The organism is Halodesulfovibrio marinisediminis DSM 17456 (genome assembly GCF_900129975.1).
Taxonomy (GTDB): domain Bacteria; phylum Desulfobacterota; class Desulfovibrionia; order Desulfovibrionales; family Desulfovibrionaceae; genus Halodesulfovibrio; species Halodesulfovibrio marinisediminis.
In genome coordinates, this window is record NZ_FSRG01000003.1 from 676,936 (window position 1) to 703,915 (window position 26,980).

At 44.7% G+C, this 26,980-nt stretch carries 27 protein-coding genes and 1 tRNA gene; 11 read left to right on the forward strand and 17 right to left on the reverse strand.

Going from position 1 to position 26,980, the window contains the following annotated elements:
* Nucleotides 1-87 precede the first annotated feature (87 nt).
* The gene (locus BUR09_RS03290) at nt 88-1,392 is read right to left on the reverse strand and encodes a phenylacetate--CoA ligase family protein (protein ID WP_074215509.1); all 1,305 of its coding nucleotides are present in this window, start codon (nt 1,390-1,392) and stop codon (nt 88-90) included.
* 439 nt (nt 1,393-1,831) lie between these two features.
* Here BUR09_RS03290 and rsfS point away from each other — a divergent pair, with 439 nt between their 5' ends.
* From rsfS to BUR09_RS03305, 3 genes are read left to right on the forward strand one after another with little or no spacing between them, the layout of a single operon-like run.
* On the forward strand, nt 1,832-2,215 hold the full coding sequence (gene rsfS, locus BUR09_RS03295; RefSeq protein ID WP_074215510.1) for a ribosome silencing factor: 384 nt from the start codon (nt 1,832-1,834) through the stop codon (nt 2,213-2,215).
* Between the two features lie 11 nt (nt 2,216-2,226).
* On the forward strand, nt 2,227-3,759 hold the full coding sequence (gene gpmI / locus BUR09_RS03300; protein WP_074215511.1) for a 2,3-bisphosphoglycerate-independent phosphoglycerate mutase: 1,533 nt from the start codon (nt 2,227-2,229) through the stop codon (nt 3,757-3,759).
* Between the two features lie 2 nt (nt 3,760-3,761).
* A complete protein-coding gene (locus BUR09_RS03305) occupies nt 3,762-4,004 on the forward strand; it encodes a hypothetical protein (protein WP_074215512.1) in 243 nt (80 codons plus the stop codon).
* An 81-nt stretch (nt 4,005-4,085) separates the two neighbouring features.
* Here BUR09_RS03305 and BUR09_RS03310 read toward each other — a convergent pair whose 3' ends face one another.
* Nucleotides 4,086-4,511, reverse strand: a complete 426-nt coding sequence (locus BUR09_RS03310; RefSeq protein ID WP_074215513.1) for a hypothetical protein — start codon at nt 4,509-4,511, stop codon at nt 4,086-4,088.
* A 508-nt stretch (nt 4,512-5,019) separates the two neighbouring features.
* Here BUR09_RS03310 and BUR09_RS03320 point away from each other — a divergent pair.
* Nucleotides 5,020-6,504, forward strand: coding sequence for a sodium-dependent transporter (locus BUR09_RS03320; protein ID WP_074215515.1), 1,485 nt, complete (start codon nt 5,020-5,022; stop codon nt 6,502-6,504).
* Nucleotides 6,505-6,528: 24 nt separating this feature from the next.
* The gene (locus tag BUR09_RS16630) at nt 6,529-6,630 is read left to right on the forward strand and encodes a methionine/alanine import family NSS transporter small subunit (protein WP_139296726.1); all 102 of its coding nucleotides are present in this window, start codon (nt 6,529-6,531) and stop codon (nt 6,628-6,630) included.
* Between the two features lie 271 nt (nt 6,631-6,901).
* Here the strand turns inward: BUR09_RS16630 and rho are convergent, their stop codons facing one another.
* The 15 genes from rho to BUR09_RS03395 form a co-directional block, all read right to left on the reverse strand.
* Complete coding sequence (gene rho, locus BUR09_RS03325; RefSeq protein WP_281248130.1) at nt 6,902-8,326, reverse strand: transcription termination factor Rho; 1,425 nt, start codon at nt 8,324-8,326, stop codon at nt 6,902-6,904.
* Between the two features lie 215 nt (nt 8,327-8,541).
* Nucleotides 8,542-9,051: a CarD family transcriptional regulator gene (locus tag BUR09_RS03330; RefSeq protein WP_074215516.1), complete on the reverse strand. Its 510-nt coding sequence runs from the start codon at nt 9,049-9,051 to the stop codon at nt 8,542-8,544.
* Between the two features lie 96 nt (nt 9,052-9,147).
* The gene (gene pth, locus BUR09_RS03335; protein ID WP_074215517.1) at nt 9,148-9,753 is read right to left on the reverse strand and encodes an aminoacyl-tRNA hydrolase; all 606 of its coding nucleotides are present in this window, start codon (nt 9,751-9,753) and stop codon (nt 9,148-9,150) included.
* Between the two features lie 81 nt (nt 9,754-9,834).
* The gene (locus BUR09_RS03340) at nt 9,835-10,416 is read right to left on the reverse strand and encodes a 50S ribosomal protein L25 (protein ID WP_074215518.1); all 582 of its coding nucleotides are present in this window, start codon (nt 10,414-10,416) and stop codon (nt 9,835-9,837) included.
* Between the two features lie 58 nt (nt 10,417-10,474).
* Entirely contained in the window at nt 10,475-11,422 is a 948-nt protein-coding gene (locus tag BUR09_RS03345; RefSeq protein ID WP_074215519.1) for a ribose-phosphate diphosphokinase, read from the reverse strand.
* A 38-nt stretch (nt 11,423-11,460) separates the two neighbouring features.
* Nucleotides 11,461-11,536: transfer RNA gene (locus BUR09_RS03350), tRNA-Gln, on the reverse strand.
* A gap of 9 nt (nt 11,537-11,545) precedes the next feature.
* Nucleotides 11,546-12,433 carry a 4-(cytidine 5'-diphospho)-2-C-methyl-D-erythritol kinase gene (ispE, locus tag BUR09_RS03355; RefSeq protein WP_074215520.1) on the reverse strand — a complete coding sequence of 296 codons (888 nt, stop codon included), beginning with the start codon at nt 12,431-12,433 and terminating at the stop codon, nt 11,546-11,548.
* Nucleotides 12,434-12,436: 3 nt separating this feature from the next.
* Entirely contained in the window at nt 12,437-12,976 is a 540-nt protein-coding gene (gene hslV, locus BUR09_RS03360) for an ATP-dependent protease subunit HslV (RefSeq protein WP_074215521.1), read from the reverse strand.
* 95 nt (nt 12,977-13,071) lie between these two features.
* Complete coding sequence (locus tag BUR09_RS03365) at nt 13,072-14,553, reverse strand: beta-barrel assembly-enhancing protease (RefSeq protein ID WP_245796690.1); 1,482 nt, start codon at nt 14,551-14,553, stop codon at nt 13,072-13,074.
* Nucleotides 14,538-15,995, reverse strand: coding sequence for a cysteine--tRNA ligase (cysS, locus tag BUR09_RS03370; protein WP_074215523.1), 1,458 nt, complete (start codon nt 15,993-15,995; stop codon nt 14,538-14,540). The genes BUR09_RS03365 and cysS overlap by 16 nt, the downstream gene beginning before the upstream one ends.
* A 16-nt stretch (nt 15,996-16,011) precedes the next feature.
* Nucleotides 16,012-16,446: a ribose 5-phosphate isomerase B gene (gene rpiB, locus BUR09_RS03375; protein WP_074215524.1), complete on the reverse strand. Its 435-nt coding sequence runs from the start codon at nt 16,444-16,446 to the stop codon at nt 16,012-16,014.
* A gap of 36 nt (nt 16,447-16,482) precedes the next feature.
* A complete protein-coding gene (locus BUR09_RS03380; protein ID WP_074215525.1) occupies nt 16,483-16,791 on the reverse strand; it encodes a hypothetical protein in 309 nt (102 codons plus the stop codon).
* 101 nt (nt 16,792-16,892) lie between these two features.
* Entirely contained in the window at nt 16,893-17,708 is an 816-nt protein-coding gene (locus BUR09_RS03385) for a LolA-like protein (RefSeq protein WP_074215526.1), read from the reverse strand.
* A complete protein-coding gene (locus BUR09_RS03390; protein WP_074215527.1) occupies nt 17,709-19,388 on the reverse strand; it encodes a tetratricopeptide repeat protein in 1,680 nt (559 codons plus the stop codon).
* Between the two features lie 48 nt (nt 19,389-19,436).
* Nucleotides 19,437-20,492 (reverse strand): RNA polymerase factor sigma-32, encoded by a 1,056-nt coding sequence (locus BUR09_RS03395; protein ID WP_074215528.1) that lies wholly within the window; start codon nt 20,490-20,492, stop codon nt 19,437-19,439.
* A gap of 224 nt (nt 20,493-20,716) precedes the next feature.
* On the opposite strand from BUR09_RS03395, the gene BUR09_RS03400 reads away from it, so the two are divergent.
* From BUR09_RS03400 to radA, 6 genes are read left to right on the forward strand one after another with little or no spacing between them, the layout of a single operon-like run.
* The gene (locus BUR09_RS03400; protein ID WP_074215529.1) at nt 20,717-23,131 is read left to right on the forward strand and encodes a homocysteine S-methyltransferase family protein; all 2,415 of its coding nucleotides are present in this window, start codon (nt 20,717-20,719) and stop codon (nt 23,129-23,131) included.
* 5 nt (nt 23,132-23,136) lie between these two features.
* The gene (locus BUR09_RS03405) at nt 23,137-23,622 is read left to right on the forward strand and encodes a TlpA family protein disulfide reductase (protein ID WP_074215530.1); all 486 of its coding nucleotides are present in this window, start codon (nt 23,137-23,139) and stop codon (nt 23,620-23,622) included.
* A 5-nt stretch (nt 23,623-23,627) separates the two neighbouring features.
* Nucleotides 23,628-24,119 carry an N-acetyltransferase gene (locus tag BUR09_RS03410; protein WP_074215531.1) on the forward strand — a complete coding sequence of 164 codons (492 nt, stop codon included), beginning with the start codon at nt 23,628-23,630 and terminating at the stop codon, nt 24,117-24,119.
* Entirely contained in the window at nt 24,119-24,649 is a 531-nt protein-coding gene (gene hpt, locus BUR09_RS03415) for a hypoxanthine phosphoribosyltransferase (RefSeq protein WP_074215532.1), read from the forward strand. The genes BUR09_RS03410 and hpt overlap by 1 nt, the downstream gene beginning before the upstream one ends.
* A gap of 29 nt (nt 24,650-24,678) precedes the next feature.
* A complete protein-coding gene (locus tag BUR09_RS03420; RefSeq protein WP_074215533.1) occupies nt 24,679-25,488 on the forward strand; it encodes a zinc-ribbon and DUF3426 domain-containing protein in 810 nt (269 codons plus the stop codon).
* Nucleotides 25,489-25,491: 3 nt separating this feature from the next.
* Nucleotides 25,492-26,844 carry a DNA repair protein RadA gene (gene radA / locus BUR09_RS03425; RefSeq protein ID WP_074215534.1) on the forward strand — a complete coding sequence of 451 codons (1,353 nt, stop codon included), beginning with the start codon at nt 25,492-25,494 and terminating at the stop codon, nt 26,842-26,844.
* Nucleotides 26,845-26,980: the final 136 nt, after the last annotated feature.

The window sequence follows — 26,980 nt, forward strand, 5'->3', positions numbered from 1 at the left end:
TGAGAATAGGCACGTTAGACGGTGATTAAGTGCTAACAGGTCGAGAGTCGGTATTAAAAAAGCCCGCATGCGCGGGCTTTCATTTTATTATTCTTCGTTTCGTAAGTCGAATACGCGTTTGGCTTTGCCTTGTGAGCGCTCAATGGAGCGCGGCTCAACCAGACGTACTTTTGTTGAAACGCCAAGGAACTCTTTAATAGTTTTCTGAATGCGCATTTCAATACGCTGAAGGTTCTTAATAGCATCAGAGAAGAGTGATTCGTCAATCTCAACCTGAACTTCAACAGTATCAAGGTTGCCCTCACGTTTAACAATGATCTGGTAGTGAGGTGATGCGCCTTCAGTTTCCAGAATGATAGATTCAATCTGGGATGGGAATACGTTAACACCACGAATGATGAGCATGTCATCGCTACGTCCTGTAATGCGGTTCATACGGACATGGGTACGGCCACATTTACATGGAGTATAGTTTAAGGAAGTAATGTCACGTGTTCTGTATCGAATAAGCGGAATGCCTTCTTTCGTCAGAGTTGTGATAACCAGTTCGCCGGTTTCACCAGCTGGAAGTTGCTCACCAGTTACAGGATCAATAATTTCAGGCAAGAAGTGGTCTTCAAAGATATGCATGCCATCTTTAGCCACAGCACATTCGATAGATACACCCGGTCCCATAATTTCAGACAGACCGTAAATGTTAACAGCGTCAATCCCCATTTTTTCCTGCAGGTCGTTACGCATTTCGTCTGTCCACGGCTCAGCACCGAAGATACCGACTCGAAGTGGAAGGTCGCGCATGTCGATGCCAACTTGCTTTGCAGCTTCATGCAATACAAGGCCATATGATGGAGTACTGCATATTACGGTTGCTCCAAAATCCTGCATCAGTGAAACCTGACGCTTAGTGCCGCCACCGGAAATAGGAATGACAGTCGCGCCGAGGCGTTCAGCGCCGTAATGTACCCCAAGACCACCTGTGAAGAGACCATACCCGTATGAGTTGTGGATAAAGTCACTACGGTCAGCACCTGCTGCCATAAATGAACGAGCCATAAGCTCAGCCCAGTTGTTTACATCGCGTTGGGTGTACCCAACAACTGTTGCTTTGCCTGTGGTCCCGCTGGAAGCATGAAGACGTACAATATTCTCTTTTGGAACAGCAAAAAGCCCAAACGGGTAGTTGTCACGTAGATCCTGCTTTTCAGTAAACGGAAGCTTAGACAAGTCGCTGAGGCTCTTGATATCGGCAGGAGTAACTCCTGCCTTAATAAACTGTTCGCGATAGTGAGGAACATTTGCATACACACGTTCACAGAGGTTCTGTAGACGACGTAACTGAATTGCTTCTAACTCTTCGCGAGGCAGTGTTTCTTGCTCAACATTAAAAATCATACATGACTCCTGATACAATAAGAATAAAATAACTACACGTTTCAGGCGGATATAATTAGTGTCTAAATTGACCCTATCATCGTTCCTGAATCCTTTTGGACCTAGCCAGCGTAGTGGCTGTAGCTATGTGCAAACATAGGGAATGCACCATAATCGGGAGGCGGGTCAAGCCTGTTTTTCAAAATTGTCATTTAAAATGAAAATTCTCTGCTTCTTGTTAATTGCGTATAGACCGTAAATAACGTAGGAAGGTGCAGGATTTTTAGACTGGTAAAGTTGGAGACATGTTTCTCCAGACTTTGCAGGAAGAGAATGTATATTGCCTCGTAGCGGCACAGGTGCTGCGAGGGATTAAATTATAAGCATTGCATGAGCTGTGCAGAGTAGCCTAAGCTTAGTCTGCAATATACAAGCGCAGCCCTAACGAGTGGATAAAAAAATGATCGGAAAAATGAAAAAAAAATACAGCACTGTTTCTTCTCAGGAAAAAGTAGCTAAAATTATTGAATGGCTTGAAGCCAAAAAAGCTACCAACGTAGTTGTACTTGACCTTGAAGGTGTTAACTCATTTACTGATGCTGTGATTATTGCCACTGCAAAATCTGTTCGTCAGGCAAAATCATTGGCAGATGAAGTGTCCATGCGCGCTAAAGGCGAAAACTACGAACATATGCGTGTTGAAGGGAAAGACAACGCTCAGTGGGTCCTCGTTGACTTGAACGATGTTGTTGTGAACATCTTCCAGGAAGATGTACGTGAAGCTTTCAACCTTGAAGGTCTTTGGGCTGACGCTAAAGTTTTATACAAATCTGAAGCTGAATAGGAAGACATACCATGACACCAACCCTTTTGCTGATTCTTGATGGTTGGGGCATTGCACCCGCAGGTGAAGGAAACGCAGTTTCTCTTGCTAATACGCCGAATCTTAATCGCTTGCTTGCCGAGAATCCAGTGTCACGCCTTGCCTGTTCCGGTCGTTCTGTTGGACTTCCGGGAGGTTTTATGGGCAACTCTGAAGTTGGACACATGAATATCGGTGCCGGTCGAACTGTCTATCAAGATATGACTCTTATTGATGTTGCGCTTGAAGATGATAAGTTTCAAAAGAATCTTGTCCTTAACAACGTTATGACATCTGTAAAAGCAAAGGGTGGAACCGTTCATTTAATGGGCTTGGTTTCTGATGGTGGTGTTCATAGTCATATCCGCCACTTGTTCGCGCTGCTTGAAATGGCAAAAAAACTTGATGTAGATGTTTGTGTCCATGTTTTCCTCGATGGTCGTGATACATCTCCAACAAGTGGGTTTGGTTTTGTTACTCAGCTCCAAGAAGCTATTGATCGTATCGGTGCTGGACGTATTGCCTCTATTTCCGGTCGCTACTACGCAATGGATCGTGATAAGCGCTGGGATCGCAACCAGCTTGCATGGGATTGCTTTGTTCACGGCAAGGGCAAAACCGCAACTGATCCATTAAAGGCTATTCAGGATTCCTATGACGAAGGGATCACGGATGAATTTTTTGTTCCGACTTCAATCATTGAAGAAGGCGGTCAGCCAACTGCAATGAAAGATGGTGATTCTGTCTTTATGTTCAACTTCAGGGCGGACCGCATGCGTCAGATCGCTCAGGCAATGTGTACTGACGATTTTACTGAATTTGACCGTGGTGAGTTCCCAAAACTTTCTGCCATTGCTTCAATGACTTGTTACGAGAAACACTTCGGTTTACCTGTAGCATTCTCTAAAGACGATTGTCCTGATCCGCTTGGTGAAGTCGTAGCAAGGCTTGGTGTGAAGCAACTTCGTATTGCAGAGACTGAAAAGTATGCACACGTGACATATTTCTTTAACTGTGGTCGTGAAGAACCTTTTGAGAATGAAGACAGAGTACTTATCAACTCACCGCGTGATGTCGCTACATATGATTTGAAACCGCAGATGAGTGTTGAAGAAGTAACTGAAAAGCTTATTAACGCTATTAATTCAAAAGAGTACTCATTAATTGTATGTAACTTTGCGAACCTTGATATGGTCGGTCATACAGGCATCATTGACGCAGCAGTCAAGGCCTGTGAAGTGGTCGATGCTTGTGTTGGTAAAGTGATTGGTGCTGTCCGTGAAAATGGCTATAGAGCACTTATAACAGCAGACCACGGCAACGCAGAAGAATTATTGAATCTTGAAGGAAAAACTCACACAGCCCATACTACAAACCCTGTACCGGTTGTTCTTGTTGACGAGAATGCTTCATGGAAATTGCGTGAAGAGGGGATCTTGGGAGATATTTCTCCGACGATTCTTGATATGTGGAATGTTGAGCAGCCTTCTGCTATGACCGGCAGCAGTCTTGTTTGTAAGGATTAGTTATGAGTAATTCTAATAAGCCGATTGCGCCAGTTAAGCCGGTAGGCATGGAAGTTATCTTTTTTTACCCATGTCCTCATTGTGGTCGTAAAGTGCCTATTATTGGTGCTGTACAGCCTTCAATGGAGCGTTGTGATGCCTGTCAAAATCTTTTTCCGATCGTCCCTGTTGATCGACGAACTTTGCAGTATCTGAAAATTTCGTTAGCAGATGGCGGAGCAGCAATCGATCCCGATTTTATGTAACGGCGGATCATTAGTTAATGAACAAAAAAAGCGGAACCTAGAGTACTGGGTTCCGCTTTTTTTGTTCTGATTTTAGAAGAATTATTTTTTCGCGCTGTTGTATGCGTCAGTAATTCTGTCTTTAATGTATGCACGCATTTCTGCATCGTCTTCGTCAAGGTTGAAGCAACATGCATCTTCACCCATCAGGCCACCTGGAACCCAGTCGCCAAGTTCATCTGCATCATTAATCATGTCTGCATAGAAGCAAACAGAAAGCCAGCGATCTGCTGGGTCATCATCTACAACGTCTACCAAAACAAACAGCTCACGTTCGCTCTGGTTTTCGTGTTTTGCACGCAGGGAAAAGCTTACTCCAGGTCTACCCTTGAAAGAAAGGCTCAGTCCTTCAAAAGAAAGAAGCAAGTCTTTGTATTCAATAAATGCAGCTTTTGTTTTTGCTTCAGATTCGGTCCAGTCTTCAAGAAGGGCGTCAAGCGCTTCACGATGAGAATTATCGGTAAACATACATCTCTCCTGAATAGAGTGTCGTGAAATTAATTACTAAAAGCACTGAAATTTCTCACGAGAGGAGGCTGGTGTCAATACTGATCAAGTCATCAAAGAAAGACCTAATAATGCATAAGGTGCGCATTTTAGTGCTAATCTGATAATGATAGAAATGAACATTTTGGTTAAATGGCAAGTCGACTATAACAACTTTCTTGTTATAGTTGGAAATATTGATATGGTTAATAAAACAGATAATTATCTTCATTTTTTTCAATTTTGAGAAATTTGATTGAACAATTCTGTAAGAAATGAGTAGACATTTTTGTGATCTGAACGTACTTCGAACTTAACGAATGGGAAGTGAACGCCTGATGCAGGCAACAGTTTTACAAATTTGAGAGTAAGCATCCCGACGATTGTGCCGAAAATATCGTCTGCTGCTACTGTATTCTTCAAATTGTAATGTTTATTCTGCTGAAAGGTGCATTCACTGTTGTGTGTTAAATTTAGTCGAGGTGTTGCTATGGAAAATCGTGAACAGTGGGGATCCCGCGCGGGATTCATTCTTGCTGCTGTTGGTTCTGCTATTGGCTTGGGTAATATCTGGCGTTTTCCGTACATGGCGTACGAAAACGGCGGTGGTGCATTCTTCATTCCGTACATTTTTGCACTGCTGACTGCAGGTATCCCGTTTATGATCATGGAATTTGGCCTTGGTCATAAATATAAAGGCTCTGCTCCTAAAGTTCTTGCCGCTGTTAACTCAAAATACGAATGGCTTGGTTGGGTTCAAATCGTTATCGCAGCAATTATTGCAGTTTACTACGCTGCAGTAATCGGCTGGACAATGAATTACCTTGGCTTTGCTATTGATGGTGCTTGGGGCACCGATACCAAAGGGTTCTTCTTTGGTGAGTACCTTGGTCTTACTTCTTCCCCGACAGAGCTTGGTGGAATTCGCTGGCCAATTTTTGGTGCCTGTGCACTGACATGGGGTTTAACATGGCTTGCTTGTAACTCAGGTATCCGCGGTGGTATTGAGCGTGCTTGTAAGATTCTTATTCCGCTTCTTTTTGCACTGGTACTCGTTTTCATTGGTCGCGTAATTACACTGCCTGGTGCTACTGTAGGTCTTGATTTCCTTTTCACTCCAGACTTTTCTAAGCTTACAGACTTTGGTGTTTGGGCAGCTGCATATGGTCAGATATTCTTCTCTCTGTCCATTGGCTTCGGTATTATGATCGCTTACTCAAGCTACCTGCCTAAAAATGCTGATATTTGTAACAACGCAGCGATGACAGTATTCATTAACTGTGGTTTCTCTATGCTTGCCGGTATCATGATCTTCTCTGTTCTTGGCAGCATGGCGCATTCTACAGGTCAGGCGGTGTCTGACGTAGCAGGTGCAGGTGTTGGTCTTGCCTTTGTCACCATTCCTGCTGCTATCAACACAATGCCAGCACCACTGTTCTTTGGTACTGTATTCTTCCTGTGTCTCACAATGGCTGGCGTAAGTTCCCATATTTCTATTGTAGAAGCGGTTGCTTCTTCCCTGATCGATAAATTTGGTGCTTCCCGTCAGAAAGCGGTAACAGTTCTCTGTATTGTCGGATTTTCTCTTACTGCTGTGTTCACCACAGGCGCTGGTTTGTTGATTCTCGATATCGTTGACCACTTTATCAACAACATTTGTTTACTCTTTGCAGCTCTCGTTGAAATTGTGCTCATTAGCTGGGTTATTGGACTTGATGAAGTTCGTGAAGATGTGAATGCACATTCCGACTTCTCTGTAGGCAAACTTTGGGCATTCAGCCTGCGTATCATTACAGTGCTTGTTCTTGGCTACTCTTTCCTTTCTAGCCTCTACAACAAGATTACTGTTCCATACGGTGGGTACCCAATGTCTGACCTTGTGATGTTTGGTTGGTCTATTTTGCCTCTGGCATTTCTGGTTGCAATTTTCCTCCAGAAAAAGCAGTCACATAAACAATTCCAGCACTACTCTTAATAGAGAATTTAAGGAGATAATATTATGACTACTTCAGCAATCATCATGATGGTACTCGGTCTTGGCGTAACTTGGGGCGGCGCAGCATGCTGCATCTCCCTTGCTATCCGCAAACGTGAAATCTAGACTGAACGATATATACGAATTAAAAAGACGCTGTCTCTGGACAGCGTCTTTTTTTGTTCGCAATAAGGAGAGAGGGTTACCTTACCTAATGAGGGACTGCTTTTGAACTATAGCGGTGAGATGTGAAAGCGGGTTGAGAACAGTCCATTTGTGTGGGGCAGGGAGGGCCGAGGTCTTTCATTGAGGAGAAAAGAAACGACGCAGCTTAAGGGCTACAGACAATAAAAAACCTCGCCGAAGCGAGGTTTTTTATTGAATACCAAAGTCGTTCTTACTTATTCATAGAAAGGAAGAACTCGTTGTTGCTTTTGGTCTTGCGCATTTTGTCGAGTAAGAAATCCATGCTGTCAATGGTGGACATTGGAGCAAGAATTTTGCGAAGAATCCAAATCTTATTGAGCATTTCAGTACCGAGAAGAAGATCTTCCTTACGGGTACCAGTGCGGTTGATATCAATAGCCGGGAAGACGCGTTTTTCAGCGAGATGACGGTCAAGGTAGATATCAAGGTTACCAGTGCCTTTAAACTCTTCAAAGATTACTTCGTCCATTCTGGAGCCAGTATCAATAAGAGCTGTGGCAATAATGGTTAAGCTGCCGCCTTCCTCAAGATTACGTGCCGCGCCAAAGAAGCGCTTTGGACGTTGCAGTGCGTTAGCATCCAGACCACCGGAAAGAACGCGACCGGATGAAGGTGTAACTGCGTTGTATGCACGTCCGAGTCGAGTAATAGAGTCAAGCAGAATAACAACGTCTTTACCGCGTTCTACGAGACGCTTAGCTTTTTCTTGAACCATCTCTGCAACCTGAACGTGGCGCTGGGGAGGTTCATCAAAAGTAGAGCTAATAACTTCTGCGTTTTTAACTGTACGCTCCATATCTGTTACTTCTTCAGGGCGCTCATCAATAAGCAGGATGATAAGGCATACATCCGGGTTGTTTGCATTGATGGAGTTAGCCAGAGACTGAAGAAGAATGGTCTTACCAGTTCGTGGAGGTGCGACAATGAGACCACGCTGTCCACAACCGATAGGTGCCATCAGATCGATAACTCTGCCGGAAAGATTTTCTTTTCCGTTTTCCATTACGAGCTGACGCTCTGGATAGATAGGAGTGAGGTTGTCGAAAAGGACTAAGTTACGGGATTTCTCTGGTGGTTCAAAGCCAATTTCGTTGACTCTGAGGAGGGCAAAGTAGCGTTCGCCTTCTTTGGGAGGTCTAATTTGTCCTGAAACTACGTCACCTTTACGTAGGCCAAAACGTCTAATCTGAGAAGGAGAAACATAAATATCATCCGGCCCAGGCATGTAGCTGTACATTGGTGAGCGTAGGAAGCCAAAACCATCTGGAAGGATTTCGAGAACCCCTTCGCCAAAAATAGCACCATTTTGTGCAGCACATTTTTGCAGTAACGCAAAAATTAGTTCCTGCTTGCGCATATTGCTTGGGTTTTCAATCTCGTATTCCTTCGCAAGCTCCATGAGCTCAGCTGCAGGCTTACGTTTCAGTTCAGAAAGATTGAGACCTTCGCTTGGATCGGCGTTTGGATCGGGGGTAAATTGAGGCGCTGGGGCTCGTCGGGATTTTTCACCGCGAGGAGCAGCAGGGGTTCTGCGTTTACGGGTCGTAGGACGAGTAGCTGTTGTTCTACGAGGTTTTTCCTGCTTCGCTTCTTCGACGTCTTTTTTAGTTGCCATATAGACTCAAAGGAAAGGTTTAATTTGAATAGAACATGTACGTGCGTACATAGAAAAGCTATGAGACATAGCCGATGACATAGTTAGGGAAGTATATGCGTCCCCCGACGGAAGGACAAAGACGTTGAGCAGTGTCAATTAGGGGGACTGAAGAAAACGTGTAACGTATCTAGAAGAAAATAGCTTATCAGGAAAAAAATGACAAGAAAGTGTGACTATTTTTTTTCCTGTGCAGCGATTACATCTGCAAACATTTCTTCAATTTGTTCTTGAACAGCTTCTTGGGTACGGTCAGTTGCGTGAGCAATTTCAAGGGTAATAAGACCCATTGCCTGCTCCAGCAAGCGACGCTCACCGAATGAAAGTTCTTTATCTTTACCGATAAGAAGGAGTTCCTTAAGAACGTACGCAACGTCTTCAAGAGCACCACTTTTCAGTTTATCGGAATATTCACGATAACGACGGTTCCAGTTTTGACCGGTGTAACCAGTGAAGCCAGAACGGTCATCAAGAGATTTAAGAAGATCAAGACCTTCTTCATGGGTACACAACGGACGTAATACGTTGCCAGCAGTGACAACTGGTACCATGAGGGTCACATTGTTGCTCAGTATCCGGATGAAGTAGAATTCAGCCTCGGTACCGCCAACAGTCTGAGTCTCGATTCTTTCTACTTTGCCTACACCCTGAGCTGGGTATACTACTAATTGATCCTGAGCGAACACAGCGAGTCTCCTTGCAATATCTGCGTTACATCATGTAACGCGAATCACACTCTAACGCAAAGTGCACTAAGAGTCTATGGTTATCTAATCGAAGAATTAGGGAAGTTTAAAGGCGTTGGTTACTTTGACAGCTTCATCAAAGCCGGATGTAACAAACGCTTCAATACCTTTTCGGGCACCTTCAAGAACCATTTCAACATCAGCGAGTTCTGATTTTGTGAAACGGTTGAGAACGTAGTTGGATACGGAACCATGTTCTGGTTTGCCGATACCAAGACGCATGCGATTAAAATTGCGGCTCCCGAGGTGTTGTTCAATGGAGCGTAGACCATTGTGACCTGCGTGACCGCCACCAATTTTAAACTTCATTCGTCCAAGTGGTAAATCTAATTCGTCATGCAATACAACGACCTGTTCTGGTTTGATGTCGAAATATTTACATGCATGACCAACTGCTTCACCAGAAAGGTTCATGTAGGTCATTGGCTTAATGATGAGCCAAAAATTACGGGATGTGCCTATTCTGCATTTCCATGCATCATATTTTTTCTTTCCGATAGAAAGAGGGGAGCATGCATCTGGTGAAAAACGCTGCGCATCTTCCAGCAGATAGTCAGCAACCATGAAACCGAGGTTGTGCCGGGTACTTTCGTACTCTTTACCCGGATTTCCTAATCCAACGATTACTCCGGAAATATTCATAGCTATCCTGTTACGTGAATCCAATAAAAGCAAATGGCCTCATGCCAAAGCATGAGGCCAACGATTTCACTAGGAATTCGCTTATTCAGCTTCTGCTGCTTTAGCAGAACCACGACCAGGTACTACTGCGAGTACTTTGAAGTCGTCGTCGTAGTAAGCAGAAACGTTTTCTGGAAGCTCGATTTCGCTAACTTTAACAAAAGTGTTGATATCAAAGTCAGTGATATCAACAACAACTTCGTTAGGAATATCTGCAGGCTTAGCAGAAACGGTAATTACCTGACGGTACTCTTCAAGACGGCCACCGAGTTTAACACCCTTAGAGGAACCGGTGATGCGAACTGGAATTTTGATGCGGAGTTCTTTTTCTGCATCAACACCGTAGAAGTCAACATGCTGGAGACGGTTTTTGAACGGATGGCGCTCAAGTTTCCAGATGAGACAATCTTTAACTTCGCCGTCAATATCGAGAGCGATAACGTTGGTAAGGCCAGCTTTTTCGTAAAGTTTTACGAGAGGCATTTCATCCATCTGTACAGGGATGTTTTCGCCGGTAGTGCTGTAGAAGATACCAGGAACTTTAGCTTCAACACGAAGTTTACGGTTAGCGCCTTTACCAAGACCTTCACGCTTAGTTACGGAAAAAGTGATTTTTTCAGACATTTAAATGACTCCTTAAAGTTTCCACCACGAGGTTTTTCACTCGCTGCAGACGCGCTCTTTAAACAAAAAGAACGCTAACGGAGGATTCCGTGTGGATATTATGAATTGCTTTAGCAAGAAGACCTGCAATAGAGAGTACTTCAAGCTTTTCGCAACGGTTGAGTTTGTCACCGAGCTCAATAGTATCGGTAACAAAAACTTTTGTGAAAGCTGAGTTACAAAGACGTTCAATGGCAGGACCTGAGAGAACAGGGTGAGTGGTACAAGCCATAACTTCTTTGGCACCGTTGTTCATAAGAACGTCTGCAGCAGCGCACATGGTGCCTGCTGTATCGATCATGTCGTCGACAACGATGGCGATTTTATCTTTTACATCACCGATAACGTGCATTGCTTGAGCCTGGTTTGGCTTGTCACGACGTTTATCGATGATTGCAAGACCGGCGTTAAGACGTTTTGCGTAAGCACGAGCACGTTCAACACCACCAGCGTCAGGAGAAACCAGTACAATTTCACCTTTTTCGCTCTGGATTCCACGGAGGCGGTCAAGCATAACAGGAGCAGCGTAGAGGTTGTCTACAGGAGCATCAAAGAAGCCCTGAATCTGGCCTGCGTGGAGGTCTACGGTTACGAGGCGGTCCATACCTGCAGCAGTCAGGAAGTCCGCAACAACTTTTGCGCTGATAGGCGCACGAGGAGCAACTTTACGATCCTGACGTGCGTATCCGTAGTAAGGAACGACTGCAGTCACGCGGCCAACACTAGCACGCTTGAGGGCGTCGAGCATAAGGCAAAGCTGCATGAGGTTATCGTTAACTGGAGCAGAAGTAGAGAGAACAACAAATACGTCGTCGCCTCGTACATTTGCACCGATCTCGATGCGGCATTCGCCATCGCTGAAAGTTTCACAAAGGGTTGGAGTAAGCTCGCAGCCTAAGTGGCTACAGATTGCTTCTGCCAACGCAGGATTGGAAGAGCCGGTGAGGATTTTTAGATCGCCGTTCATGGTACCATATTGGGGGTTGTAGTTAGTTATCTGTAAAATGGCTGGGACGGCAGGACTCGAACCCGCGAATGTCGGGACCAAAACCCGATGCCTTACCAACTTGGCTACGTCCCAGTATTACAATTACAGATGGTGGAGATATGTGGCAACGCCTTCAGCCTTTAAGGCAGTTGCAGCACGAGCAGCCTGTTCCATTTCTCTATACAAAGCAAAGATGCTAGAACCGCTTCCACTCATGACAGCGCCTACGGCACCAAATTCAATGAGTTTATCTTTGTACGCCCGCAGCTTCGGAAAGGCCGAGTATACCACCACTTCAAAACTATTAAAAAGCCACAAGGCACGAGAGGAGTGCTTTCTATCTTTTGAAGTTGCAGTTGTCAAGAATTCTTTCTTATTATTACAGCTAGGCTCTTGAAGCATTGCTTTGTCCCATGCCGCAAAAGCCCATGGGGTGGAGATGCTCACATCCGGACAGATAAGAACAAGAGAGTATCCTTCTAATGTTATATCTGATGGAGTTAATACATCACCTATGCCGGTTGCATGCGCTGGGACGTTATTAAGAAAGAACGGGACATCGGCGCCGATGGTTGCTGCAAGTTTGTTCAGCGCATCGGCAGACAGTGCATTATTTGGGCAGTATTTATTAAGATAATTGAGAACAACTGCAGCATCTGAGCTACCACCGCCAAGGCCTGCACCGTCTGGAATGCCTTTTTCAACGGAAATCTTCAGATCTGGTTTCCAGCCAGTGGCTGCACCAAATTTTTCCCAGCTTTTGTAGATAATATTTTTTTCAGGGGGAATGGAGAGAGCAGGACAATTAAGTATTAGGCCTGTTCCGGCAGAACCTTTAGCAATCGTAATGGTGTCGAAGGGCTCTTGAAGGGGAAAGAAGAGGGTATCAAGCTCATGATACCCGTCTTCTCTAACTCCTGTAATTTCTAGATGAAGATTTATCTTACACCCTGCGCGCAGGGTGACAGAGTCTGGCTGTGTGATGGTCATGTGTTATGCGCTAATGGTTTCGACAGTGAGGTTCTCGTTGGTGAATACGCAGATTTCGGCGGCAATAGCCATTGCGTTGCGGCAAATGTCTTCGGCATCCATTTCTGTATGACGCTGTAAACTACGTGCTGCAGAAAGTGCATATGCGCCACCGCTGCCAATTGCTGCGATGTTGTCGTCCGGCTCAATTACGTCACCATTACCGCTGATGATAAAAATATACTCAGCGTCTGCAACAATAAGCATTGCCTCAAGCTTACGCAGGTACTTATCGGAACGCCAGTCTTTAGCCATTTCTACAGATGCACGGAGAAGGTTACCGCCAAACTCTTCAAGTTTAGCTTCGCAACGTTCGAACAGAGTAAAAGCATCTGCTGTCGCACCAGCAAAGCCGGCAATGACTTTTTCACGGTAGATACGGCGAACCTTACGTGCCTGATGTTTCATAACAATAGACTGTCCAAGCGTTACCTGACCGTCACCAGCCATTGCTACGCCATTAGCATTTTTAACAGCAAGAATAGTTGTTCCACGAAGTTCCATAACAAATCCTTATATTATGCTTATCGAATGTGAATCGAGGTTATTCAGATAGAAAGGGGAATGGTGTTGCTTGGTTTGGTATGCAACATAAAAAATTATTCCCAGTAGGCAGCTCGTTCATCACGTTGTTTTTTAAGTAACTCAAGAGCCGCTGTTTGCTTCTCATTAGTAGCAACCGCTTTAGCTTTTTTCATATGATATGCTGTCTTCTTAGCGTCGTTCCGGTACAAAGCACTGTATGCAAGATGTAGGTGCCCGTTGAACTCGTCGCCACTTTGTCCAAGCATTTTTCCATAGAAAAAATGTACTTCAGAGTCTTCAGGAAGCACTTGTAAAATTTTCTGGTAATATGTTGCTGCTGTTTTTGAATCACCTTTATCGTTTAATAAGCGTGCGTAGTAGAAAAGGGTCATCAGGTCATCTGGATTTCGAACAGCGGCTTTTTGAAGCAGAAAAATCGCTTTATTAGTGTCGCCTTTCGTGTAGTGGAATTTACCGGCCTCACGGAGAACTAAATAATCTTTTGGCGCGCCTTCCACTGCACGCTCAAAAAAGTCGGCAGCTTGTTTTACTTTATTAATTCTTGCTGCTGCAATGCCTTGTCCCATAAGGATTAATGGGGTTTGTTCCTGTTTTGCGAAGTAAGTAAGTGCAGTTGCTGGATCGGTGAACTGGGAGCGAACGAGGGTTTGGACTCGTTTAAATTTGGTGTCATTTTCAGGGCGGTCTTGCAAATCCTTAGGCAGAGATGCAACACGGTCTGCTAAGTAATCCTGACGCTCTTCTACAGCAGGGTGAGTGGAAAGGTATGTCGGCATGTTGGAGCCGGATTGCCATTTACGTTTGCGGATTTTTGCAAAGCTGTTAGCTAAGCCTTTTGGGTTGTATCCTGCCTCAGTAAGGTAAATAAGTCCCATATGGTCAGCTTCACGTTCATCATCACGGCTGTAGTTAAGCAGGGCAGCTTGCCCCGCAGCCATAGAGCCGGTGATGAGCCCGCCGGTAACATTTGAGCCACTTTCAGTTGTTGCGCCAAGAACCGCACCAGCGAGCATTCCCACAAGACTTATTAATTGAACTTTTTGTGATTTTTCAATGCGCTTTGCAATATGTCTCTGTGTGATGTGAGCAAGTTCGTGAGCAAGTACGCCTGCAAGTTCGGATTCGTGTTCCATTTCCAGCAGCATTCCTGTGTGAACAAAAACGTACCCCCCTGGTACCGCGAAGGCATTCAAGGTGTCGTCCACAATAACATTAACTTCAAACGGGAATGGCTGGGGTGGGATATGTTCTTGAAGCCTGTCGAGAACTCCTTCTACGTAGGAGACTATTTCTGGGTCTTCAATGATCGGCATTCTAGATTTGACGAGAATGCTGAACTTTTTACCAAGCTCAGCTTCTTCTTTAACACCGAATTTCCCGAACGTGTCGAGAATATTTGCTTTTGCAAGTTGAACAGGCGGCAGGGCTACAATAAGCACTGCAACAAGAGCGCACAAGAGGTTTTTCCAGAATGGAGCGTTGTTCGTTGTGTGATAATGTTGCAGTGCTTTTTTCATAGTTAGATTACATCCCATACAGGGCCTGCAGGTGTATCTCGTACATCTACGCCCAATTCAGTAAGTTTTTCCCTGATAGTATCAGCGGCTTCAAAGTCTTTGTTTTTTCGGGCTTCGAGACGCTGTACCATAAGGTCTTCAATGGCATCAATGGAGATGTTTTTGCGGGTAGCGCGCTTGATTTTAAGATCCTGCAGGAAAGCTTCTGCATCAAGGCCGAATATACCCAACACGTTGCTCCATTTAGTGAAGTCGGCAATGAAGTGCTCGAAAAGTGCTTTAGCACCTTCGGATTTACGCATGCCTTTATCTTCAATGATGCGGTTCATAAGACGAACGAGGGTGAAGATATGACCGGTTGCGCCTGCAGTGTTCATATCATCAGCCATAGCAGCATCAAATGCAGCGTTTTGTTCTTCGTATTCTTTTACAATGTCTTCAGGAAGAGCTGCTTTGCTCCACTTGGACTTGTTGAGTTCGTTACGAACAGCGAGCTTAGTTTCGTAAATACGTTTAATGCTCTTTTCAGCTTCGTCCATAGCGATAAAGCTAAAGTCGATAGGGCTGCGGTAGTGCTTGGTCAGTAAGAAGAAACGAAGCACTTCTGGAAGGTATGACTCCAGAATGTCTCGGATGGTTTTAAAGTTACCGAGAGATTTGGACATCTTTTCAGAGTCAATCTGTACAAAACCGTTATGAACCCAGAAGCGAGCCATCTCTTTTTCAGTAGCAGCTTCGCTCTGTGCGATTTCGTTTTCATGATGCGGGAAGATTAGGTCAAGTCCACCGCCGTGGATATCCAGAGGCAAAGGCATATGGCGATGACTCATAGCAGAGCATTCAATATGCCAGCCTGGACGCCCAGCGCCCCAAGGGCTTTCCCATGAAGGTTCACCTGGTTTTGCGCCTTTCCAAAGTGCAAAATCAAGTGGATCCTCTTTTTCATCACCCGGTGCAATGCGTGCGCCAGAGCGCATGTCGTCAACATCACGGCCGGAAAGCTTACCGTAGTCTTTGAATTCACGAACGCGGAAGTATACGTCGCCGGATTCAGTAGAGTATGCTTTGCCTTTTGCAATGAGGTCTTCACACATAGTGATCATGTCATCAATGTGTTCAGTACACTTTGGCTCAATATCGGCACGAAGAACATTAAGTGCATCCATGTCTTCATAGAAAGTCTGGATGTACTTTTCTGCGATCTCTTTGCTGCTCAGGCCTTCTTCGTTAGCGCGTTTGATGATTTTGTCATCAACGTCGGTGAAGTTACGTGCAAACATAACTTCAAGACCAGTGCTGCGAAGGTAGCGAACGAGAACGTCAAAAACCACTGCAGATCGAGCGTGACCAATGTGACAAAGGTCGTATGCGGTGATGCCACATACATACATATTCACTTTGCCTTCTGTGAGAGGAGTAAACGTCTCTTTCTTATGTTTAAGAGTATTGTAGAGCTGCATGGTCGTAGGATTCCTTCTACGCTTTGTCGAACTGGTCAATGCGACGCTGGTGACGGCCGCCTTCAAATTCGGTTTCAATGAAAATTTCAGCAAGGTTTATTGCAACGCCAGGGCCAGTAACACGTTCGCCAAGGCAAAGTACGTTTGCGTTGTTGTGCTGGCGGGTAAGGCGAGCATGGAATTCGTTAGTTGCAAGCGCAGCACGAATGCCCGGAATACGGTTGGCAGCCATGGACATGCCGATGCCAGTGCCGCAAACAAGAATACCAAGCGCGTTTTCTTCCAGAACCTTTGTACAAACTTTTTCTGCGTACATTGGGTAGTCTGTGCTTTCGGTGGAGTAACAGCCCATGTCTGCAACATCGTAGCCTTTCTTAGTAAGGTGTTCTACGAGAGCGACTTTAAGTGAATAGCCACCATGATCCGCGCCGATAAATACTTTCTTAGACATTGTTACCTCTATGTTACTCGCGGCGTAATCGCCGAGTTATGCGTCCTGCTTGTGCGCTTCTTTAAGGCGCGCAATTTCTTCTTTTAAGAAGCTTATCTGTTTTGCAGCGCTTGTCATTTCAAAAGACGGAACAGCAGGTTTATCTTCATGTTCCTCAAGATGGTAGGAAGTCACCTTGCCGAGTGCTGCATACTCTTGCTCTAAACGCTTTTCAAGCTGCTTTATCTCAAAAGAATGAAGAATGTCAGAAAACATGCGTTTTATGTTCTGTTTCCAGACGGAAATTCCAAAGCAAAGGTTTTCGAAAACAGATTTTTCTTTCTCAGGTGCAGAATTGTCAGACATTGTTCCCTCGTATAGTTTGCAATGCTTCAGAGCATATTGCGGTGGTTACTGCGTATTAATCGGGTAAGCAGTATGTACCATACAGTAAAAAGTTCCAGTGCTTAAAGCATTGGTCTCATTTGTTCAAGTTTAGTGTCTGGTGGTAGTACAAGATCAAGTGCTTGTGGCTCAAATGGGCTTACCGGAGTTGTGCGTTCTTTGATTAAAAAGAGTGCACTTCTTTCTGTTCCGGCAAACACTTTAATCTTGTTAGGTAGTCCTTTGTCGTATTTCTCAAAAGAGATGGACATGGACTTATCTTTTTGCTCCCAGACAACAGGAAGTCCTTGTTTATTTAAGACAAGGACGCCATCCGTCAATGTTTGTGACGTGTTATTACTCTTCGACTGTGAAGAGAATGTATACGCAATATTAGAAGTCCCTTCAACGTAGGCAGTGTCATATGTTGTTGGGAAAAGCTTTTCGTAGTTACCGCGCAAGAGTGCGATGATGTCCTGAACAGATACCGGTACCGGTAGCCCCAGGCGCACGAATAGATTTTGTCCTGAATCAGAATAGACCGCACGTTTGCTTTCCGGTTCATAGACTACTGATCGGGTCTCACTGAGGCGCAAGCTGGCGACCACGGATCCGAATGGCCCAAGGATGTCTATACGGGCAGGAGCTTGACCATTTCCCCAAACTCGTAATGATGCCCGATTGCTTGAGTCCGGAGTCTTGAAACGAAAAGATGAACTCAGGCTGAATGGCCTTGCTGATGATTTTTGCTCAGCATTTGCACGGTATTTTGCCCATACTCGTTGGGCTTCAGTTTGCGGTGCCTGCTGGTCTATGCGTATCTGTGGTGCGCGCTGCGCACAGGCGGTCAGAAAAAGAATGCTGAAAAGAACAGAAGCCAGACGGAGCAGTCTTTTCATTTATAAGTCCTTGAGCTTTTGTTTGATTAACGCCGGATTACTGTGTTGTCTGAGCGCATTTTCATAGCCTTTTTGGGCTTCAACTATATTTCCGCGCTGCTTGGCAATGTCACCGTAATGTTCCCAAATGGTTGGATCGTTAGTTCCAAGAGTTACGGCTTGGGTAATATATGTCCATGCGTTTTTGTAATCATTACGTAAAAAATAAACCCACGCTAACGAATCAAGGATATATGGCTGGCCTGGTGCAAGGGTCGCAGCAGTGCGAACTAACACCAGTGCACGATCGAGATCTTTTCCCATCTCAGCAAGAGTGTAGCCTACAAAGTTCAGCGCCTTGAAGTATTCAGGATCATTACTGATGATTTGCTCCATGGTTTCAAGTGCAAGTTTTTTCTCACCAATGGAATGATAAATCGATCCCTTGGTAAACAGTAATTCCTGATCGTCGGGCCAAGTTTTGAGTGCTGAATTAATGGTTTTTAACGCGTCCTTTGGGCGTTTGGCTGCCATTAATAATTCAGTTTCAAGTTCAAGAATGAATCGACTTCTTGGGTCTCGCTCGCGGGCAGATTGAACCAGCGCAATAGCTTCATCTGTTTTGCCCAGTTCGTACATAAGCCGGCTTCTAAATTCTAAACTTTTTGTCCAAGTAGGATTGCCCTGTGGGATGTTGTTCAACAACTCAAGAGCCTTTGGGAGATTTTTTTCGTATTCAAAAGCAATGAGTGCGAGGTGGAAGAAAACTTCAACAGGCCTTTTGGCTTCAGCAAATGGCTCAAGCATTGTTTTAGCTTCTTTGTAGAATCCTTCACTAATAAAGATTGTAGCTGCTTCTAGTGTGAATTCGTCAGATGCAGGGCCTATTTCCACAAGTTCAACAGCCTTAGCCGGATTGTTGAGCTTGAGGTTAAGGTTGATAAGACGCAGCCAGCTAATTTCATTTGAAGTGTCAGCAGTAATAAGTTGCTCGTATGCCTGTTCTGCCAGAACATAATCTTGTTTTAGTTCGTAGAGGCGTGCCAGTTCAGACCATGTCTCGAGTATATTGTTTTTTTGTTCAGTTGCGCTGAGTAATTCTTTTTCAGCGTCATCATATTTTTTAAGCTGGATGAGTGCTTTTGCAAGGTATAGGCGAGTGATGGGAGAGCGCTTTTTTTCATCACTTTCACGGAAGGCATCAACGGCTTCAGGAAATTTGCCACTGTCAAAATAAAGCAGTCCGATTGCGCGAAACGCATCATCTGATTTTGGGTGTTTTTCTAAATAGTCTCTTAACACCTCAACTGCACGTTCCAGTTTGTCTTCCAGTCGATAGGATTCTGCTTTGAGCAGCACTAATCGAAAGTTATCAGGAAATGCTTTTGTGCCCTGGATCGCTACCTTGCGACCGGTAATGATCCTGTTGTTGCGAAGGTGAAATGTAACAGCTTCGACATACAATTCCGGCGGAGGCGACAGTGTCAGGAGTTTTGCTAGCGCGTCTTCAGCTTTGCGGTAGTCGTTGTTTCTCGCAGCTTCCTCAAAAAGAAGGTAGTGATAGGTTGTTGCAGCATCTGCATTAAGTACTTGGGAAGTTGCAGTCTGCGGCTCAGGCATATTTGCAGCACAACCGGAGACGAGCAACAGCGCGCAGCAGAACATGATAACAGAACGAAAGCGTTTGTTATTTGTACGCATAGTTAAAGTCCATATTAGGGATAAATGTTTGGGGTAGCTGGAATACCCCTAGCGCTGAATCCAATCTTTGGAAAAGTCTTTAATTTCCTTAAATAAGTGATCACGAATTTTTTGCAGCAATCGTGCCTCGATTTGTCTGACTCGTTCGCGTGTAATGCCGAACTGTTCTCCGATTTCACGCAGCGTTACCGGATCATCAGACAATAATCGTTTGTGCAGGATTTCAAGTTCCTTATCGTTGAACTTGTGTTCAATCTCGCTAATTTTTTGAGTAAGCATTTCAGCCATTTGATGATCTGAAAGAACATCTTCAATGCCTGGGCCGAGGGCAGGCAGAAAGTCCATTTTAGTGGCGCCACCTGTGTCATCCCCAACCGGAATGTTAAGTGACATGTCAGAAGCATCCAGACGTTGTTCCATTTCAACGACCTGTTCTTCTGAGACATTGAGTTTTTTTGACAGCATGGCAGCGTCTGGATCAAACCCCTGAGAGATCAGACGCTGGCGTTCTTTGTTAAGATTGTAGAACAGTTTTCGCTGAGCCTGCGTAGTACCAACTTTTACAAGTCTCCAGTTATCCATAATAAATTTTAGAATGTATGCTTTAATCCAGAAGGAAGCATAATAGGAGAATTTGATGCCTTTATCAGGGTCAAACTTGTTAACTGCGCGCATAAGACCAACGTTGCCTTCCTGAATCAGGTCGAGAACGTTTTGCATCCAGCGGCGCTGGAAGTCCATTGCAATTTTAACAACAAGGCGGAGATGGGAGGAAACAAGACGAAACGCAGCATCTGAGTCGTTATTCTCCTGCACACGTTTGGCTAATTCAAACTCTTCGTCAGGTTTGAGCATGGGAAACTTGCTGATTTCGCGTAAATATGTACTCAGGGAGTCGGTTGAGCGAGCGCGCGCAGAAGAGCTTTTATCTACGAATACCGGCAAGGTGTCAGGCGTTTCGCTGTCGTCTTCTTCTGTAATATCGATAACAGGATCAATATCTAAGCTTTCCTCTTCGTCAGAATCTTCTATGTCGAGAGTTTCGACATCAGTTGCATTGTTGTCTTCAAGGGAATTCTTAGTGTTGTTTTTAGATTTGGTCATAATCCTGTTTTTATATAATCCTTTATGGCTTGGCACAAACACTGTTGTTACGCAGTATCTATGTCTGGTTAACCGTGTGGATACGTGCTATTTACCAATAACAAACTATATAGTTTTTGTTTGTTCTTTTCAATGTTTTTCAGTAGAGCAATACTTTCTTAAATTAATGATTTGACGCCGTGTGTGGCGCGAAAATACTTTTTGGACACGTTTAGGAGTTGTTTGTGGCAGATTTTCGTAGTGCCTTGTCTTCTGGTGAGTTTATATTTTTCGATGGTGCAATGGGAACAATGCTGCAAGCACGCGGGTTGACAGCCGGTGTAAGTCCGGAAGTCTGGTGTATGTCAAACCCTGATGTTTTGCAGGGGGTTCATAGTGACTATGCCCATGCCGGTGCTACAGTTCTTACTACTAATACTTTTGGCGGAACTTCATATAAGCTTCCGGAAGGTATCGATGTTGTTGGTTTTAACCGCGAAATGGCAGCTGCTGCCAAGCGTGCAGCCGTTGAATCCGGTAGAGAAGTTTATGTAGCAGGTAGCGTTGGTCCTACCGGACATTTTTTGCGCCCATTGGGTGATGTTGAGTTTTCTGAGCTTGTTAATTCATACAAAGATCAGATTACTGGCCTTGTAGAGGGTGGTATTGATCTTGTTATTTGTGAAACTCATTTTGATGTAGCAGAATTACGTGCGGCTGTAGTGGCAGTGCGTGAAGTATGCGACCTGCCTGTGGGCGCATCCATGACGTTCGAAAACGGCATGTCTCTGACAGGTTCTTCTCCGGAAGTATTTGTTGAAACCATGCTTAACATGGGCGTTGATTTTGTTGCAACAAACTGTAGTGCAGGGCCAGAACAGATGGTTTCTGTAGTGCAGGAGATGCTTGAATACTCAACAGTTCCAGTGCTGGTTATGCCTAACGCTGGTCTTCCTGAACTTGATGAAGATGGCAATACAGTTTTCCGTCTTGATCCAGAATCTTTTGCTACACAGACTAAGGTGTTTGCAGAAATGGGTGCCCGTTGCCTTGGTGGCTGCTGTGGTACCTCCCCTGATCATATCGCGGCTTTAGTTTCAGCTGTTGATGGGCTGACTGCTAAACCTGTTCTTCGCGTGAATGATTGCTTATGCCTGACCTCCCGTTCACAGGCCGTTCGTTTCGGCAAAGATCATCCTGCTCGTATTATTGGTGAGCGTATTAACCCAACTGGAAAAAAACAGCTGATTGCCGAACTTCAGAATGGTCAGCTGACATCCGCATTGATGTTTGCTCAGGAGCAGCTCGACTGCGGAGCCCCTGTTCTTGACGTGAATGTGGGCGCGCCAATGGTTGATGAGACTGTCATTCTGCCAGAGCTGTTAGAAAAGTTGGTATCCCAGTTCCCTGTACCGCTTTCTATTGACTCTTCGAACATGGACGCGGTTGAAGCTGCATTAAAGGTTTATCCTGCGTCTGCGCTGGTAAACTCTATTAGTGGTGAAGAAGGTCGTTTGGAACGGTTGGGGCCTTTGTGTAAGAAATACGGTGCGCCTTTCATTATGCTTCCTCTCACAGGCAGCAAACTGCCAGTGGCGGCGAAGGACCGTGTCGCAATCATCGATAATATGTTGGAAAAAGTAGACGCTCTTGGTATCCCGCGTCGTCTTGTTATTGTTGATGTTCTTGCTCTTGCTGTATCTTCCAAGCCAGAAGCGGCGTTAGCATGCCTTGAAACAGTAGAGTACTGTACGAAGCTTGGCTTGCCGACTACTATCGGGCTTTCTAATATTTCTTTTGGATTACCGGCCAGACCGTTATTGAACGGTACTTTCCTTGCTATGGCTGTAGCAAAAGGTTTGAGCTCCTGCATTGCACATCCGGGTAACCCGCAGATCTGTGAGACACTTGCGGCTTCTGAGGTTCTGCTTGGCCGTGATGAAAATGCTGAACGTTTTATTGCTGGTTATACTGACTGGAAATCTGGGGCCGGTACTGTTGTTGCCGGAGGCTCTGTTTCCAGCAGTGCCGCAACCACTGTCTTTGAAGCTGTCGTGAAGGGCAACAAAGATGCTGTTCTCGGCTTGATTGAAGCTGAACTGGAAAAGAACATTGAACCGTTTGAAATTGTGAACGGTATGCTTATTCCAGCTATTACAGAAGTGGGTGTAAAGTATGAGCGTAAAGAGTATTTCCTTCCACAGCTGCTTCGGTCTGCTGAAACTATGCAGCACGGTTTTTCTTTGCTTCGTCCTTTGTTGGAGAAGGATGCTGCAGCAGCCGTCCGTCCTAAAGTAATCATGGCAACAGTTGAAGGCGATATTCATGATATTGGAAAAAATATCGTATGCTTAATGCTTGGCAACCATGGTTTTGATGTCATTGATCTTGGTAAAGACGTTAAAGCGGAAACAATTGTAGATGCAGCCGCAGAGCAAGGTGCAAAAATTATTGGGCTTTCTGCTTTGATGACAACAACAATGGTGCGTATGGAAGATACTGTGTCCTTATTGAAAGAACGTGGCATGGATGATGTGAAAGTAATGGTCGGCGGTGCTGTTGTTACTGCTGCTTTTGCTGAGACAATCGGTGCCCATGGCTACTCTGAAGATGCAGTTTCAGCTGTACGAGTCGCACAATCGTTTTTAGAGGAGAAATAGTCAGCATGAAATCTATTAAATCCGTAATTCACATTGCATTATTATGCATGGCGATATCTGTCCTTTTCGGGGCGAAGTCAGCCGTAGCTGAACCACTGAAGAAAGTTGATACTGTCGAAGTGATTAAACTTATTAATAGTGGTAAAGGCAAAGTTACGGTTGTGAATTTTTGGGCTTCATGGTGTCCGCCATGTCGTGAAGAGATGCCGGATTTAGTAAAGACGCGTGCTGCGTTTTCTGATGACGATTTGTTGTTGATTGGAATTTCAGTAGATGAAGACGTGGCACTTGCTGAAAAAGCAGTGAAAGAGTTTGGGCTGAATTATCCGGTCCATGTAGCAGAATCTGATGTATATGAAACGTTTGGGATTCAGTCCATTCCACGTCTTCTTGTGTATGATACTAAAGGCAAGCTTGTTGTCGATCACGTAGGCCCTGTGACCTTCGAGGATTTGAAAAAGCTTGTGGATGAAGTTTTAAAGGAAAAATAGAAATAATGTCTGAGCCGTTTATTCGCAAAGCACAGATGCGGGATGTGAAGGTAATTCATCACCTGCTGTTAACGTGTTCTACTCAAGGTATCCTTCTTCCTCGTTCATTAACTCAGTTGTACAATAGCCTGCGAGAGTTTAACGTCTTAGACCCTGGTGACGGGGGGGACATTATTGGTTGCTCGGCTCTTTCCATTGTTTGGGACGGATTGGCAGAAATTCGTTCGCTCATAGTTGATGAAAGTGTTCGTCGCGGCGGGTATGGTCGTATGCTTGTAGAAGCATGTTTAGACGAAGCTCGCACATTAGGTATTTACAAAATCTTCACTCTCACATATCAAGATGCCTTTTTTCAGAAGCAAGGCTTCGTAGAAGTGTCGAAGGAAGTACTGCCTCAAAAAATATGGGCAGACTGTGTTAATTGTCCAAAATTCCCCGAGTGTGACGAAATCGCCATGCTCATCGAGATACAACCAGATGATTCTGGAGAGAGTTAATGGAAATCAAGGAACTTAAAGTAGTTTATAGCGAAGAACAGATTCAGGAACGTGTTAAAGAGCTTGCAGCACAGATTAACAAAGACTTTGAAGGTAAAGACCTTGTAGTCGTCTGTGTGCTCAAAGGTGCTTTCATGTTTTTCTCAGATTTATTAAAGCATCTGACCGTTAAACCCGAAATAGATTTTGTGCGTTGTGCCAGCTACGGCAAAGGTACAACTAGCTCTAAAACAGTTTCTTTCACAAAAGACCTTGAAGTTTCCATTGATGGAAAACATGTTCTCATCGTGGAAGACATTGTTGACACTGGTCATACTATCTCCTTCCTCATGTCTCAGCTTAAAGCTCGAGGTGCAGAATCCCTTAAGCTTGCTTCTATTGTAGAAAAAGTTGAGCGTCGCGAAATTGATGTCGTTGTTGACTATCCTGGTTTTACTCTGGAAAAAGGGTTTATTGTCGGGTATGGAATGGACTACGCTGAAAAATATCGTGAGTTGGGAGCTATTTACGAAGCAACTGTGATCGAATAACGGTTTTTGAAACGTAATTGGGAAGCGTTATGCACATTACCTGTCCAAATTGTTCTACAAAGTTCAGTCTTCCAGATGAAATGTTCAAAGAGGGAGCGCAGGCTCGTTGTACTGTATGCGACGAAGTTTTTTCTCTTATTCAAACTCCAGAGCACAATGTTGAAGTAGAACCTCAAGAAGATCCTTTCGTTGAATCGCTTGAAGCGAAAGAGACTATTGCTCCTGAGGGAGATACTGATACGCTTATTGGAGGGGAGGGGACATTTGGGCTTGGCGAACCTAAGAAGAAGGAAAAGTCAGGCAAGGGATGCCTTATCTTTTTCCTTATCCTTACTCTGCTGGGGGGGGCCTGCGCAGGTGTATGGTATTTAGCACCTGATCTTGTTAAGCGTTTTCTGCCAATGGAAGAAAAGGCTGAGAGTTTACCCACTTCAGTAGCGAATGACGTTTCTCGAATTTCGCTCAAAAATATTAGTCAGTATTACATTACGAATGAGAAGATCGGTCAGGTTTTTGTTATCGAAGGTGATGCAGAAAATCGTTTTGGTGTTCCTAAGGAACTCATTAAGGTTGAAGCCACTTTATATGATGCAAACAACGTAGCAATTGCTAGTAAGCAGCAGCTTGGTGGTTCCGGTGTTTCTTTATTCCAGCTTCAGGTATTAGCCAAAGAAGAGCTCGCTGATGCTCTGAACAATAAAGTTGAGATTTTAACCAACAACACCAATGTAATGCCAACAAAATCTGTTCATTTTATGGTTGTATTTTATGATCCTCCAAAAAATGTAGCAGAGTTTGGTGTGAAGGTTGTTGAAGCAAAAAATCCTCCTATTCAGTAGCTTATAGTGAAAACTCGCGAAATATATATTTGTTCCGCTTGTGGGGCTTCAGCTGCACAATGGCGTGGACAATGTCCGAAATGTAAGGAGTGGAACACTCTTGAGGCTCGCACTGTTTCTAAAGAGCAGGCCAAAAGGCGTGGTTCCACTCCTTTAGTCTCTTCTGGTTCAGCCATTGTCCCTCTTCGGGATGTGAAAGAGGAAAAGCATACTCCGTTCGAAACGGGGATGGCTGAACTGGACCGCATTCTCGGTTCTGGTCTTGTTCCAGGTGCAGCCCTACTGATTGGTGGTGAGCCTGGTATCGGCAAATCTACTCTGCTACTTCAAGTGGCGGGTAGTGTTGCAGAGTCTGGTAGGAATGTGCTGTATGTTTCCGGTGAGGAATCGCTGGGACAGCTTCGAGCACGCGCGGCTCGACTAGATGCGCTAGATGAAAATCTTACTGCAATTTCCACTTCCAAATTAGATGATGTCCTGCCTGTACTTGAGTCAGCAAATCCACCGGATTTGTTGATAGTGGATTCTGTACAGACTATTTCCTCACTCCGTGTAGAAGGTTTGCCAGGCAGTGTGACTCAAGTTCGTGCTGTATCTATAGAGCTTATCGAAACCTGTAAGCGAGTAGGTACATCTTTACTGCTTGTTGGGCATGTGACAAAAGATGGACAGCTTGCCGGTCCTAAGCTTCTTGAGCATATGGTGGATACTGTAATCTCCATTGAAGGCGATCGCAGGCAGATGTACCGTATGATGCGTGTTATTAAAAACCGTTTTGGTCCTAATCAGGAACTTATTGTTTTTGAAATGGTTCAGGATGGCATGCAGATCATCGATGATCCTTCAACCTATTTTCTAGGTGCGCGTGATCCACAACTTTCCGGCACAGCTGTTGTGATGGCTGTTGATGGTCAGCGGCCTTTTGCTGTTGAAGTTCAGGCGCTTGTGAGCCGTAGTTACCTTTCTATTCCGCGTCGTACAGGGCTTGGCTTTGATGTTAATAGGTTGCACTTGCTGCTTGCAGTGCTGGAGAAGCGTCTTCGCTTAAATTTTGCAGAAGTAGATATTTATGCGAAAGTCGGAGGCGGGATGAAACTTCAGGATCCGGGAATGGATCTTGCGTTGATCGCAGCCGTGCTTTCATCTTTTTACGATCTTCCCCTTCCTTCTAAATCTGTATTATGGGGAGAGGTTGATTTGAACGGACAGATACGTCCAGTAGCCTCTCACGACATCAGGCATCGTCAGGCTGCTAGACTTGGATACCGTCCTATATTATGTCCTGAGAGTGAGCCCGAAACAGGCTTACGCACTATTGTTCAGTTGCAGGAAGCTCTTTTTAGTAAAAATGGATAGCGGCGCATCGGCACGTTGTTTTGTGTAGATGCTTTGGTATGCAGCAATGCACCAAAATCTCCTAGCGAGTTTTGGTGTTTTTTTTGCCGCTTTTTCTGCGAGTTTTTCACTATCGTGGGCACGGGAAAGTTGAGTG